14 protein-coding genes are annotated in these 12,469 nt (G+C 61.7%); 3 read left to right on the top strand and 11 right to left on the bottom strand.

Translation table 11 applies throughout. From position 1 onward, the window contains the following. Positions 1-18: 18 nt before the first annotated feature. Complete coding sequence (locus NKI69_RS05130; RefSeq protein ID WP_023810394.1) at positions 19-228, bottom strand: hypothetical protein; 210 nt, start codon at positions 226-228, stop codon at positions 19-21. Between the two features lie 363 nt (positions 229-591). On the opposite strand from NKI69_RS05130, the gene NKI69_RS05125 reads away from it, so the two are divergent. Further along, the gene (locus tag NKI69_RS05125) at positions 592-972 is read left to right on the top strand and encodes a c-type cytochrome (RefSeq protein ID WP_023810395.1); all 381 of its coding nucleotides are present in this window, start codon (positions 592-594) and stop codon (positions 970-972) included. 47 nt (positions 973-1,019) lie between these two features. Here NKI69_RS05125 and gph read toward each other — a convergent pair whose 3' ends face one another. From gph to NKI69_RS05075, 10 genes are read right to left on the bottom strand one after another with little or no spacing between them, the layout of a single operon-like run. Then, complete coding sequence (gene gph, locus NKI69_RS05120) at positions 1,020-1,721, bottom strand: phosphoglycolate phosphatase (RefSeq protein ID WP_352720316.1); 702 nt, start codon at positions 1,719-1,721, stop codon at positions 1,020-1,022. Beyond that, positions 1,718-2,275, bottom strand: coding sequence for a thioredoxin family protein (locus NKI69_RS05115; protein ID WP_023810397.1), 558 nt, complete (start codon positions 2,273-2,275; stop codon positions 1,718-1,720). Before NKI69_RS05115 ends, gph begins: the two co-directional genes overlap by 4 nt. A 21-nt stretch (positions 2,276-2,296) precedes the next feature. Then, the gene (rpe, locus tag NKI69_RS05110; protein ID WP_023810398.1) at positions 2,297-2,983 is read right to left on the bottom strand and encodes a ribulose-phosphate 3-epimerase; all 687 of its coding nucleotides are present in this window, start codon (positions 2,981-2,983) and stop codon (positions 2,297-2,299) included. A 59-nt stretch (positions 2,984-3,042) separates the two neighbouring features. Then, the gene (gene cbbX / locus NKI69_RS05105; protein WP_023810399.1) at positions 3,043-3,981 is read right to left on the bottom strand and encodes a CbbX protein; all 939 of its coding nucleotides are present in this window, start codon (positions 3,979-3,981) and stop codon (positions 3,043-3,045) included. Positions 3,982-3,988: 7 nt separating this feature from the next. Beyond that, complete coding sequence (locus NKI69_RS05100) at positions 3,989-4,423, bottom strand: ribulose bisphosphate carboxylase small subunit (RefSeq protein WP_013532057.1); 435 nt, start codon at positions 4,421-4,423, stop codon at positions 3,989-3,991. 18 nt (positions 4,424-4,441) lie between these two features. Next, positions 4,442-5,935, bottom strand: a complete 1,494-nt coding sequence (locus tag NKI69_RS05095) for a ribulose-bisphosphate carboxylase large subunit (RefSeq protein ID WP_023810401.1) — start codon at positions 5,933-5,935, stop codon at positions 4,442-4,444. Between the two features lie 21 nt (positions 5,936-5,956). After that, positions 5,957-7,036, bottom strand: a complete 1,080-nt coding sequence (gene fba, locus NKI69_RS05090; RefSeq protein WP_023810402.1) for a class II fructose-bisphosphate aldolase — start codon at positions 7,034-7,036, stop codon at positions 5,957-5,959. A gap of 11 nt (positions 7,037-7,047) precedes the next feature. Then, positions 7,048-9,060: a transketolase gene (tkt, locus tag NKI69_RS05085; protein ID WP_023810403.1), complete on the bottom strand. Its 2,013-nt coding sequence runs from the start codon at positions 9,058-9,060 to the stop codon at positions 7,048-7,050. A gap of 10 nt (positions 9,061-9,070) precedes the next feature. Next, the gene (locus tag NKI69_RS05080; protein WP_023810404.1) at positions 9,071-9,943 is read right to left on the bottom strand and encodes a phosphoribulokinase; all 873 of its coding nucleotides are present in this window, start codon (positions 9,941-9,943) and stop codon (positions 9,071-9,073) included. Between the two features lie 8 nt (positions 9,944-9,951). Beyond that, positions 9,952-10,998 carry a class 1 fructose-bisphosphatase gene (locus NKI69_RS05075; RefSeq protein ID WP_023810405.1) on the bottom strand — a complete coding sequence of 349 codons (1,047 nt, stop codon included), beginning with the start codon at positions 10,996-10,998 and terminating at the stop codon, positions 9,952-9,954. A gap of 124 nt (positions 10,999-11,122) precedes the next feature. On the opposite strand from NKI69_RS05075, the gene NKI69_RS05070 reads away from it, so the two are divergent. Both NKI69_RS05070 and NKI69_RS05065 read left to right on the top strand, forming a co-directional pair. After that, positions 11,123-12,061 (top strand): LysR family transcriptional regulator, encoded by a 939-nt coding sequence (locus NKI69_RS05070; protein WP_023810406.1) that lies wholly within the window; start codon positions 11,123-11,125, stop codon positions 12,059-12,061. 201 nt (positions 12,062-12,262) lie between these two features. Further along, positions 12,263-12,463 (top strand): hypothetical protein, encoded by a 201-nt coding sequence (locus NKI69_RS05065; protein WP_023810407.1) that lies wholly within the window; start codon positions 12,263-12,265, stop codon positions 12,461-12,463. Positions 12,464-12,469: the final 6 nt, after the last annotated feature.

Raw genomic sequence — 12,469 nt, 5'->3', positions numbered from 1 at the left:
GGGTTCCGCGCTGCCAAATCAAATGGCTCGTTCCTTGTTTGGAAATGCGCATTTCCAGCGCATGACCTTGAGGGTCGGGTGTTCTTGGGACCATTTCGCGATTTCGCTGGGGGCAAGGATCATGCATTGGAACAGAGTGCCGCGGCTCTCGAAATAGAGATGTTCGTCTCGGCAATTGCTCGGATTGGCGCTGAGGCAAACCGTCAATATGAGATCGACCATGTCCATTCAGCACCTCTTGCGCGTTCCCAAACGCTCATCCCGGCGAGCTCAGCCCAACCAGAAGCGAGGGCAAAATCACCGTTTGCCGGATTTCCCGAGGTGCCAATGGAGAAACCGGAGTGAGGTCAAGCTACGCGCTCGCCGGATCACCGTCAACAAAGACGAATGGACGGGTCTGTTGAGCACCCAGGCCTCTAAACCTTTGTACGATTGACTTTCACAACATGCCAATTAGCTTCTGAATCACGCGGCGCGGCTCCACGGGAGAAGCGGATATTCCACACCACCGCGTAAGGCGCATGCCGACGGATCAAAGGATCGGCATGCGCAAATCGTCCAGGGCACCCAGACGATCAATGAGGAAATGCCATGCGCGCAATCGCATTTTTCGCAGTCATGTCCGTTGTGCCCTTCATCGCGAGCCAATCCCAGGCACAGGATGCGGCGGCTGGTGAGAAGGTCTTCGCCAAATGCAAGGTCTGCCACGTCGCCGACCAGGACAAGAACAAGGTCGGCCCGTCGTTGAACGGCGTCATAGGCCGAACGGCTGGAACACACCCGGGGTTCAGCTATTCTCAGGCGATGGTCGCGGCTGGCAAATCCGGCGTCAAATGGGATGAGCCCTCACTGAAGACCTATCTTCACGATCCCAAGGCCATGGTCAAAGGAACGAAGATGGCGTTTGTCGGCCTCAAGCAGGACGAAGACATCGCCAATGTCATTGCCTATCTGAAGCAATTCTCGAAATAGAGCGCAGCCGGCCGTTCGAATTTGCGTTCGGCCGGCGGACGCCTCAATCACGCATCGGCTTGCAGCCTCTGCATTGCCGAAGGCAGATCGAAAAGGCTGTCGCAAACAAGGTCGGCGCCAAGCTCTTCCACCGGAATGTGGCTGTAGCCGCCGCGCAACAGAATGACGGGCATGCCGGCGGCGCGTGCGGCGCCCAGGTCGGCGCCACTGTCTCCGACCAGCAGCGCGTCACCGGCGTCGACCCCAAGCTGTGCCAACGCCAGCAGCAGGGCATCGGGCGCCGGTTTCAGGAATGTCACCGCGTCTCCGCCAACGATGGCGCCGAAATATTCCGTCAATCCGAAATGAAGCAGGATTTCGCGGGTCGCCAACTGCGGTTTGTTGGTTACCACCCCCATGCTTACCCCGCCCAAATGAAAGTGGGTGAGAGCCTCCCTGACGCCAGGCATCAGCCTTGTCAGGCCGGTCAGATGCCGGCGGTAGATAGGCGCCATGACGCGGTTGGCCTCATCGAGAGCGTTACCGAGCAGTGGCGCTCCCGACGCCGCGAAGGCTCGCTCGATCAATTTCCTGACGCCGCCGCCGATCATGGCCGTGACCTGATCCAGGCGCAGCGGCGGCAGATCGCGGCTGGCCAGCAATTCGTTGACTGCGGCCGCTATGTCCGGCGCCGAGTCGACCAGCGTGCCGTCGAGGTCGAACAGGATCGCCTTCGGCGGTCGAAGCGGCCTACCTGCGCCGACGTTCATGCGGCATCCTTCCACTTGATCGAGCAGCCGATCGAGGCGATCTGGTCCAGCGGCCCGTCGCCGGTTCGGGCAACCTGCTTCATCGCCTCGAACAGATCGCGTCTCAGCCCGGGCGCTCCGGCTTCTCGTCGCGAGGCGTCCAGCCGACCGCGATATTGCAGTCCCAACTCGCTGTTGAACCCGAAGAAATCGGGAGTGCACACGGCTGCGTAATCGCGCGCCACAGTTTGGTGCTGGTCGTGCAGGTAAGGGAAGCTGAAGCCGCTCGTCGTGGCGAATAGCTTCATTTGGTCGAAGGAATCCTCCGGGTAGGCATCGGCATCGTTTGAGTTGATCGCGACAAAGCCGATACCTTCGGCCTTGAGGTCGTTGGCATCGCGCACGATACGTGAAATCACCGCCTTCACATAAGGGCAGTGATTGCAGATGAAGGCCACGACCAGGCCGTTCGGGCCGGCCTGGCTGAAGATCGAATGCGACCTGCCGTCGACGTCAGGCAAAACGGCATCGATGGCGCGCCAGCCGAAATCGCAGACAGGGGGGACGGCCGCCATGCTTGCCTCCGATGGAATGGTTTACGCGGCTTTCCGGATCGCACCGTCGGCCGCCTGTCGGATGGTTCCAATGTTGGCGCGATAGGCCGCCTCGGTGCCCCCCTTGAACACGGCCGACCCGGCGACCAGCACATTGGCGCCGGCTGCAGTGACCAGCGGGGCGGTTTCGGCCGTGACGCCGCCATCGATTTCGATGTCAATCGGGCGGTGGCCAACCAGTGCCTTGATTCGCCTGATCTTCTCGATGACCGCGGAAATGAAGGCCTGGCCGCCAAAGCCTGGATTGACCGTCATCAGAAGCACCAGGTCGAGCCTGTCGAGCACATATTCGATGGCGCTCTCCGGCGTCGAAGGATTCAGCGATACGCCGGCCTTCTTGCCGAGATTTTTGATCGCCTGCAGGGAACGATCGAGATGCGGCCCGGCCTCGGCGTGCACCGTGATGATGTCGCAGCCGGCGTCGGCGAAGGCGGCCAGATAGGGGTCGGCCGGCGCGATCATCAGATGGCAGTCGAAGACTTTGTCCGTTCGGTCGCGGATCGCCTTGATCACCGGCGGACCGAAGGTGATGTTGGGTACGAAATGCCCGTCCATCACGTCGAGATGGATCCAGTCGGCACCCGCCCGCACGACAGCTTCGACCTCGTCGCCGAGCCGCGAGAAATCCGCGGAAAGCACGGAGGGTGCGATGATTGTCCTGGTGACCATGGTCGTCGTCTCCAATCCTGTCTGCGCTGTTGGTCTCTGCGCCAGCCGGCTTCATCCCGTCAGCGCATCTTCGTCTCCGGTTCGCCTTCGAGTTTCCCTTCCGCGAACACGCGGCTGCCGCGGATGTCGGATTCCTCGATGGTGACAAGATCGGCCTTGGTCAACACCCTGCTGCGCGATGCGAAAAGCCGGTTGGCCTGCCGCAGCCGTGCCCGATCGAGCCCATTGCGGACCGAACGCGCGTTGGAGAAATGCGGCAGCCTCATGCGGATCGGAAGATACTCTTCGAGCGCACGGGATGCCGCCTCGCTGAGGCGATAATTCTGCTCCGCGAGCATAATCTCGGCGATTGATTTCAGTTCGCTGACACCATAGTCGGGGAAATCGAGATGGTGGGCGATGCGCGAACGCATACCGGGATTGCTGTCGAAGAAGCGGTCCATCTTGTTCTTGTAGCCGGCAAGGATCACAACCAGATCGTCACGGTTGTTCTCCATGCACTGCAGCAGGATTTCGATCGATTCCTGGCCGTAGTCGCGTTCGTTCTCGGGCTTGTAGAGATAGTACGCCTCGTCGATGAAAAGCACGCCGCCCATGGCACGCTTGATCACCTCGCGGGTCTTGGGCGCGGTGTGGCCCACATACTGGCCAACAAGATCGTCGCGCGTCACGGCGACCATGTGGCCTTCGCGGACATAGCCCAGACGATGCAGGATTTCGGCCATCCTCAGCGCCACGGTGGTCTTTCCGGTGCCGGGATTTCCCGTAAAGTTCATGTGCAGCGTCGGGGCGCCCGAGGTCAGCCCGAACTTGCGGCGAAGCCGGTCGACCAGGAGGAGAGCGGCGATCTCGCGGATGCGGGTCTTGACCGGCTTCAGGCCAACGAGTTCACGGTCGAGCTTGTCCATCACCTCGTCGATGTTGGAGGCCTCGAACTCGGCCTGCAGATCAACCGTCGCGTCCTGTGCGGCAGCGTCCTTGGTCATCGCGTTCAGCATGGTTCAGCTAGCTCCGCTCGCCCTCGGGCCTGTCGGTCGCATAAGGCACGATCGAATAACCCTGGCTGCGGCCGTCGCGCTCCTGGCGCAGCAGCCGGAACCCGGGTTCGCTGGGCGGCCGGTTGACAATGAACGACATGCGCGGCGCTTCCCAGCCCTTGGTCGAATCGAAGGCGGTTACCCGCACATACATGTTCGGACAGGCTTTCCGGCAAGCATTGACCTCGAGCAGTATGCCCGCCGGATCTTTCAAATCGAACATCGGGTTGCCGTACATTTCCCAGTAGGTGTTTCGCGGATGCGGATCGTCCGTGTACTCGACGCTGACCGCCCAATGGTTCTTCAGCGCGTATTTGATCTGCGCCGAAATCTGCTCATCGGTCAGGTCTGGCAGGAACGAGAACTGTCCCTGCGTGACCTTGTTTCCCGGATTGGTCATCATGACGATGGTTCCTTTCGTCTAGAAGCTGGGCGTTGCGGTTGGCACGAAGTCGGCCGTGTCGGTCGATTCGTAGTTGAAGGTGACGTCCTTCCAGGTCTCCAGGGCAGCCTTCAGCGGCGTGCACCATCTGGCCGCCTGTTCGAGGATCTTGGTCCCTTCGCGCAAATAATCGCGCCCCTCGTTGCGGGCCAGGATCATCGCTTCCAGGGCGACGCGATTGGCCGTCGCGCCTGCCTGGATGCCGTCCGGATGGCCGATTGTGCCGCCGCCGAACTGCAGGATGACGTCCTCGCCGAGATAGTGGATCAACTGATGCATCTGGCCGGCATGGATGCCGCCCGAGGCGACGGGCATCACCTTGTTGAGCGAGGCCCATTCTTGATCGAAGAACAGCCCGGTTTCGAGGTTCTGCGGCGTGCGCTCCTCACGCAGCGTGTCATAAAATCCCTTGATCATGAGCGGGTCGCCTTCCAGCTTGCCGACCACCGTGCCGGCATGGATGTGGTCGACGCCGGCCATGCGCATCCATTTGCAGATGACGCGGAAATTCATGCCGTGGTTCTTCTGGCGCGAATAGGTCGAGTTGCCGGCACGGTGCAGGTGCAGGATCATGTCGTTGCGGCGCGCCCACTTGGCCATCGACTGGATCGCCGTGTAGCCGATGACGAGGTCGATCATGACGATGCAGGAACCAAGCTGCTTGGCGAATTCGGCGCGCTCGTACATCTCCTCCATCGTGCCGGCGGTGACGTTAAGATAATGGCCTTTGACCTCGCCGGTGGCGGCCGACGCCTTGTTCACGGCCTCCATGCAGTAGAGGAAGCGGTCGCGCCAGTGCATGAAGGGCTGCGAGTTGATGTTCTCGTCGTCCTTGACGAAGTCGAGGCCGCCCTTCAGCGCTTCGTAAACGACGCGCCCATAATTGCGGCCCGAGAGGCCGAGCTTCGGCTTCGTCGTAGCGCCGAGCAGCGGCCGGCCGAACTTGTCGAGCCGCTCACGCTCCACCACGATGCCTGTCGCCGGCCCCTGGAAGGTTTTGAGGTACGCGACCGGGATACGCATGTCTTCCAGCCGCAGCGCCTTGACTGCCTTGAAGCCGAACACATTGCCGATGATCGATGCGGTCAAATTGGCGATCGAGCCCGGCTCGAACAGGTCGAGGTCGTAGGCGATGTAGGCGAAGTACTGTTGCTCGGTCTTGGTTCCGGGACCGGTGTTCGGCACCGGCTCGGATCTGAACGCCTTGGCGCGGTAGAGCTCGCAAGCGGTCAGCCGGTCGGTCCACACCACGGTCCACGTCGCGGTGGAGGATTCGCCGGCGATGGCGGCCGCCGCCTCCTCGTGGTCGACACCGGGTTGCGGCGTGATCCGGAACATGGCGATCAGATCGGTTTCCTTGGGCCTGTAGTCAGGCTCCCAATAGCCCATCTTCTTGTAGGGGATGACCCCTGACTTGTAGCGTTCCTTGCCTTCCTTGAGCGTCCCCACTGGCAGTATGTCGATCTTGTTCATGACAGGTCTCCTGTTTGTTGCTCAGGCGGCTTTCGCGGTTGCGATATGGGGGTCGAGTTTTCCCGCGGCGTAACGTTTCGCCATCTCGTCCATGGCGATGACCTTGATCTTCGAGGCGTTGGACGCCGTACCGAAGCGCTCGAAGCGGTCCCGGCAAAGGTCGCGCAAGGCATCCATGGCGGGTTTCAGGAATTTGCGGGGATCGAACTCGCGCGGGTCTTCCGTCGCGACGCGGCGGAACTGCCCGGCCATGGCCATGCGGCAATCGGTGTCGATGTTGACCTTGCGCACGCCGTAGCGGATGCCGCGCTCGATCTCCTCGACCGGAACGCCAAAGGTCTGGGGCATCTCGCCGCCGTATCTGTTGATGATGTCCTGCAGCTCCTGCGGCACCGAGGAAGAGCCGTGCATGACCAGATGCGTGTTGGGCAGCTTCTCGTGGATCGCCTCGATCACCTGCATGGCCAGGATGTCGCCGTCCGGCTTGCGGGTGAATTTGTAGGCGCCGTGCGAGGTGCCGCAGGCAATCGCCAGCGCGTCGACCTGGGTTGCAGTCACAAAATCGACCGCCTGATCTGGATCGGTCAAGAGTTGGTCGTGAGAGAGCGCGCCCTCGGCGCCGTGGCCATCCTCCGCCTCGCTTTGGCCGGTTTCCAGCGAGCCGAGCACGCCCAGTTCGCCTTCGACGGAAGCGCCGACCCAATGCGCCATGCGTGCGACGCGTTCGGTTATGGCGACGTTGTAGTCGTAGCTTGCCGGCGTCTTGGCGTCCGCCATCAAGGATCCGTCCATCATCACCGAGGTGAAGCCGTGGCGGATCGCGGAAAGGCAGGTGGCCTCGCTGTTGCCGTGGTCTTGATGGATGCATAGCGGGATGGCCGGGTGGATTTCGGTCAGCGCCTCCATCATCTTGGCCAGCATGATGTCGTTGGCATAGGACCGGGCGCCACGTGAAGCCTGGATGATGACTGGCGCGTCGCAGGCCTTGGCCGCCTCCATGATGGCGAGGCCCTGTTCCATGTTGTTGATGTTGAATGCCGGAACGCCGTAGCCGTGCTCGGCGGCATGGTCGAGAAGCTGGCGAAGGGTGATGCGAGCCATTGTGAATCCTCCTAGATGATGAGCTTCAGCGCCGCTGCAGCAACCGCTTCGGACGTTATGTTGAAATGCCGGTAGAGGTCGGGGGCAGGGGCGCTGGCGCCGAAGCCGGTCATGCCGACGAAAGCGCCGGTCTCGCCGATCCAGCGGTCCCAGCCCAGCCGGGCTGCCGCTTCGACCGCGACGCGCGGCGCCGAGCCGAGGACGGCCTTGCGGGTGGCGCTTTCCTGCTCCTCGAAAAGCTCCCAGCACGGCATCGACACGACGGCGGCGGCGACGCCATGCTCGGTCTCCAGCCTTTCGGCGGCAGCAACCGCGATCTCGACCTCCGAGCCGGTGGCGATCAGGGTGACGGCGCGGTGCTTTGCCGGCTCGCGCAGGATGTAAGCGCCCTGGCAGGAGCGGTTCTCGTCGCTGTGCGACCGACGCAGCATCGGCAGGTTCTGGCGCGACAGCACCAGGACGCTAGGCCGATCCTTGCTCTTTAGCGCGAGTTCCCAGCACTCCGCCGTTTCGATGACATCCGCCGGGCGGAAGACGTTGAGATTAGGCGTGGCACGCAGCATCGCAAGGTGCTCGACCGGCTGGTGCGTCGGGCCGTCCTCGCCGAGGCCGATGGAATCGTGTGTCATCACATAGATGACGCGCTGGCCCATGAGCGCCGAGAGCCGCATCGCGCCGCGCGCATAATCGGCGAAGCACAGGAACGTACCGCCATAGGGCACGAAACCGCCATGCAGCGCGATGCCGTTCATGGCGGCCGCCATGCCGTGTTCACGAATGCCGTAGTGAATGTAGCGGCCGGCATAATCACCCGGCGCAATGCGGTTCATGCCCTTGGTGATCGTCAGATTTGAATGCGTCAGATCGGCCGAGCCGCCGACGGTCAATTCCGTTGCGCCGTTGATGACCTCGAGCGCCATTTCGGAGGCTTTTCGCGTCGCCACCTTGGTTGCCTTCTCGACATGTTCGCGACGAAAGGCGTCGAGCGCTTTGAAGACGGTGTCGGGCAGTTCGGCGGCGACGGCGCTCTCGAAAGCCTCGCGCCGCGGCGAGGCGGCAAGCCGCTGCTCCCAGGCGCGCCGCATCGCTTCGCCGCGACCGGCAATCTCGCGCCAGGCGAAAAGGATATCATCCGGCACATCGAACGGCGCGTGGGCCCAGCCGATGTTTTCGCGTGTCGCGGCGATCTCTGCTTCACCCAGCGGTGCGCCGTGCGTCTTCTCCGAACCGCCGAGATTGGGGGCACCCATGCCGATCACTGTGCGGCAGGCAATCAGCGATGGCCGATCCGACCGCCGCGCCGACTCGATTGCCGCGGCGACTGCCTCCATGTCGTGGCCGGCGACGCTTTGGACATCCCAGCCGGCGGCCTTGAAGCGCGCCGGCTGGTCCATCGACGTGGAGAGGGAGGTCGGCCCGTCAATGGAAATCGCATTGTCGTCCCAGAAGACGATCAGGCGGGAAAGCTTCAGGTGACCAGCGAGGTCTATCGCCTCGTGACTGATGCCCTCCTGAAGGCAGCCGTCGCCCGCAATCACATAGGTATGATGATCGACCAGATCGGTACCGTAGCGGGCGGCAAGCATACGTTCCGCCAGCGCCATGCCGACCGCCGTGGAAATGCCCTGTCCCAGCGGTCCGGTGGTGGTCTCCACGCCAAGCGCATGGCCGTATTCCGGATGCCCGGCGGTGCGGCTGCCCAACTGCCGAAATCGCTGCAATTCCTCGACCTGCATGTCCTCATAGCCGAGCAAATGATGCAGCGCGTATTGCAGCATCGAGCCGTGGCCGGCTGAAAGCACAAAACGGTCACGGTCGGGCCAGTCCGGCCTCGACGGATCGATGTTGATGAAGCGGTTGAACAGCACCGTTGCGACATCGGCCATGCCCATCGGCATGCCTGGGTGACCCGAATTCGCCTTTTGGACGCTGTCCATCGCCAGCGCGCGAATGGCGTTCGCCATGTCGCGCTCCGAGACGGGAGCGGTTGTGGTGACGGGCTTCAGTGCTGTTTGGCTGGTCATTGCATCCTCCTCACGACACACGGCTCTTGCGTTCAGTCAATTGCAGGATGAGCGGCGTCAGGATCAGCTGCATGGCAAGATCGAGCTTGTTGCCTGGCACCACTATGGAATTTGGCCGCGACATGAACGAGTCGTGGATCATCGACAGCAGATACGGAAAATCGATGCCGCGCGGATTGGCGAAGCGGATAACCAGCATCGATTCGTCCGGCGTCGGGATCCAGCGCGCGATGAACGGGTTGGACGTGTCGACGATCGGCACGCGCTGGAAGTTGATGGCGGTCTGCGAGAATTGCGGGACAATGTAGCGGACATAGTCGGGCATCCGGCGCAGGATCACGTCCATCACCGCCTCGGTGGAATAGCCGCGTGTCGAACGGTCGCGATGGATCTTCTGGATCCATTCGAGATTGATGACCGGCACGACGCCGATCTTGAGATCCGCATGCTTGGCCAAATCGATCGTGTCGGTGACGACACAGCCGTGCAGCCCCTCGTAGAAGAGCAGGTCGCTGGGAGCGAATTCGCGCCATTCGGTAAAGGTTCCCGGTGGCGTGCCGTGCTGCTTTTCCTCTTCCTCATCATGAATGTAGGTGCGGGTCTTGCCGGTTCCGCGGCGGCCATATTCCGTGAACACCTCTTCGAGAATTCCGAGTTCGTTGGCCGCGGCATTGAAATGGGTGAAGTTCGGGTTGCCGGCCTTTTCCTCCTCGGCCACCTTTCCCTTCATCGCCGCGCGGTCGTAGCGGTGGAATGCGTCGCCTTCGATGAAAGCGGCCTCGATGTTCTCGCGCCGGAAAATCAGATCGAAGATGCGCTTAACCGAGGTCGTGCCCGCGCCCGACGACCCGGTGATGGTGATGATGGGGTGCTTGGCTGACATGGTGCTGCTCAGGCTCTGAACAGGCCGCGGCGGCTGAACAGCGGCGCACGCTCACCGATGTTGCTCGGCTCTGTGTGGTAGCGGGTGATGCGCGCGACTTCCCGCGCCGACCCGAAGATCATCGGCACGCGCTGATGCAGGCTCTCGGGTTCGATTTCCAGGATTCGGTTGATCGCATCGGTGGCGGCACCACCAGCCTGTTCTATGAGATAGGCGATCGGGTTGGCCTCGTAGACGAGGCGCAGCCGTCCCTGACCATAGCCCTTGCGCCGATCGCCGGGGTAGAGAAAGACGCCGCCGCGCATCAATATTCGGTAACAGTCTGCAACCAGAGAGGCGATCCAGCGCATGTTGAAATCCTTCTCGCGCGGTCCTTCGGTGCCCTCCAGGCAGTCGTCGACATAGAGCCGCACGGCCTCGTCCCAGTGCCGGTAGTTGGCGGCGTTGATGGCGAACTCCTGAGTGCGTTGCGGAATGATCCGGCTTTCATAGGCCTGGACGAAGGTGCCGAGCCTTGTCGAGAAGACGAAGACATGCGTGCCGCTGCCGAGCGACAGGACGAGTGCCAGCTGCGGCCCATAGATGAAGAAACCGGCGCCTAGCTGGTTCACGCCCGCCTGCAGGAAAGAGGCGGCCGGATCAGCGTCCGGCGCGCCAGTTGCGGTCAGGAGCGAGAAGATCGTTCCGATCGACACGTTGGTGTCGATGTTGGAAGAGCCGTCGAGCGGGTCGATCGCAATGGCGAGTGGCGCTTGCCTGTCGAGCAGGACTGGCTGCTCCAGTTCCTCGGAGGCGTAAAGCGCGACTGGTGCGCGGCGCATGGCGTCGAGGAAGATGTCGTCGGAGAAGACGTCGAGATCCTTCTGGACGTCGCCATCGGCATTGGCGCCACGGGTTTCCGCAAAGGCGGCGCCGAGCACCCCTTGATTGATGGTGTTGCGGACCTTGATGGCGGCCTGTGTCAACTGACGGACGGTCGTCACAACTGCCGAGCGGAATTCGTCAGGCTGGCCGAGATAGGAGTTCAGAAAAGCGTCGAGCGTTGCCGCTGGCATCGTAACCTCCCGGTCCGGCCGCATCTCCTCGGAGCGGCTGGACTGGAGGAATGGAAACAAACGTGGAGAGATAAGTAAAATTCAATAACTTTACTTAGCCAGTAAAAATAATTTAGTATGCGGCATGAGGAACCTCACGATCAAGCATTTCAAGACCGTCCAGGCAATCATCAAGTGCGGAAAAATTGTCAGCGCAGCCAAGATGTTAGGCCTGTCTCCTCCAGCGCTGACAATCCAGTTGCGGCAAGTGGAGGAAGAATTCCAGCTGGCTCTGTTCGACCGAACGTCGGACGGCATGCGTCCCACTGCCGCAGGTCGGGCTTTCGTCGAGACAGCACAGGTTATCGAGGAGCATCTCGGTTTGCTCGAAGACAAGATGGATGCCATCAAGGGCGTACGCACCGGCAGCTTGAGGCTCGGCGTCGTTTCCACCGCCAAATATTTCGCGCCGCGGCTGATGGCTGCGTTCATGAAGGACCATCCCGACATCGACATGCGGCTTGCCATCGGAAACCGTGCCCAGACGATCGAAAACCTCCGAAACCACGACATCGATATCGCGCTGATGGGGCGCCCGGCGAAAGAGGTTCCGGTGCGTGCTTCGGTCTTCGGCGATCACCCGCTGGTCATCATCGCGCCGCCCGACCATCCGTTGGTCGCGGCGCGCGATATCTCCAAGGAGCGCATCGCCGAGGAGCATTTCCTTATTCGCGAGCCCGGCTCCGGAACCCGCATCTCGTTGGAAATATTCCTGAGCGACGTGCCTGGGCGCATCGACGACCTCGGTGTCGAGATGGCCTCGAACGAAACGATCAAGCAGGCGGTGATGGCTGGTCTGGGCATCGCCTTCATCTCTGCCCACACCATCGCTGCGGAAACCGAAGCAGGCCGGCTCGTCATCCTCGACGTTGTCGGCATGCCGATCCGCCGGCAATGGTTCTCGGTGATGCGGACCGATCACGCAATCTCGCCGGCCATGGCCACGTTCAACGATTTCCTGATGCGCAAGGGCGCGATGTATCTGCCCCTTTTCGGAAAGCTGTATCCAGACAAGGCGGGATGACATTTTACGAACGCAACGGATGAAAGTCCGGTGGAGAACGCCCGCGATCGTTGGTGTTATATAAGCGATATGTTATGTTGCAGTGCGAAAGAGCGGGGGCCACGTCCTTTCACATCCGTAAGCGATCCGTATGTGCAACCCCTGCAGACTGTTCGGAAATCTCCCGGGTAGGGTTCGGGAATTCGATGGGGAAAAGGGGTAATGCTTTACACACTCGTTATGATGGTCTGCCTGACGGATGTACCGCGGACCTGCGAACAACGCGAACAAATGGTAGACGGTCTGGCGATGAATCCCGGGACTGCCTTCATGCAGGCGCAGCCGCTGGTGGCTCGGTGGATCGAGACGCATCCCGGTTATTTCGTGCAGCGCTGGCGTGTGCTGCCTGGCAGGGGGTCATGAGGCAGG

It is taken from the genome of Mesorhizobium sp. M0491 (assembly GCF_040321265.1).
In the GTDB taxonomy this organism is placed as follows: Bacteria; Pseudomonadota; Alphaproteobacteria; order Rhizobiales; family Rhizobiaceae; genus Mesorhizobium.
The sequence above is the reverse complement of the archived record's forward strand: the minus strand, read 5'-3'. Positions and strand labels throughout refer to the sequence as shown.

What these genes read in the sequence shown, in the direction of transcription:
- NKI69_RS05130 (WP_023810394.1), bottom strand. Translation starts at nt 228, where the DNA reads ATGGACATGGTCGATCTCATATTGACGGTTTGCCTCAGCGCCAATCCG.
- NKI69_RS05125 (WP_023810395.1), top strand. Translation starts at nt 592, where the DNA reads ATGCGCGCAATCGCATTTTTCGCAGTCATGTCCGTTGTGCCCTTCATC.
- gph (WP_352720316.1), bottom strand. Translation starts at nt 1,721, where the DNA reads ATGAACGTCGGCGCAGGTAGGCCGCTTCGACCGCCGAAGGCGATCCTG.
- NKI69_RS05115 (WP_023810397.1), bottom strand. Translation starts at nt 2,275, where the DNA reads ATGGCGGCCGTCCCCCCTGTCTGCGATTTCGGCTGGCGCGCCATCGAT.
- rpe (WP_023810398.1), bottom strand. Translation starts at nt 2,983, where the DNA reads ATGGTCACCAGGACAATCATCGCACCCTCCGTGCTTTCCGCGGATTTC.
- cbbX (WP_023810399.1), bottom strand. Translation starts at nt 3,981, where the DNA reads ATGCTGAACGCGATGACCAAGGACGCTGCCGCACAGGACGCGACGGTT.
- NKI69_RS05100 (WP_013532057.1), bottom strand. Translation starts at nt 4,423, where the DNA reads ATGATGACCAATCCGGGAAACAAGGTCACGCAGGGACAGTTCTCGTTC.
- NKI69_RS05095 (WP_023810401.1), bottom strand. Translation starts at nt 5,935, where the DNA reads ATGAACAAGATCGACATACTGCCAGTGGGGACGCTCAAGGAAGGCAAG.
- fba (WP_023810402.1), bottom strand. Translation starts at nt 7,036, where the DNA reads ATGGCTCGCATCACCCTTCGCCAGCTTCTCGACCATGCCGCCGAGCAC.
- tkt (WP_023810403.1), bottom strand. Translation starts at nt 9,060, where the DNA reads ATGACCAGCCAAACAGCACTGAAGCCCGTCACCACAACCGCTCCCGTC.
- NKI69_RS05080 (WP_023810404.1), bottom strand. Translation starts at nt 9,943, where the DNA reads ATGTCAGCCAAGCACCCCATCATCACCATCACCGGGTCGTCGGGCGCG.
- NKI69_RS05075 (WP_023810405.1), bottom strand. Translation starts at nt 10,998, where the DNA reads ATGCCAGCGGCAACGCTCGACGCTTTTCTGAACTCCTATCTCGGCCAG.
- NKI69_RS05070 (WP_023810406.1), top strand. Translation starts at nt 11,123, where the DNA reads ATGAGGAACCTCACGATCAAGCATTTCAAGACCGTCCAGGCAATCATC.
- NKI69_RS05065 (WP_023810407.1), top strand. Translation starts at nt 12,263, where the DNA reads ATGCTTTACACACTCGTTATGATGGTCTGCCTGACGGATGTACCGCGG.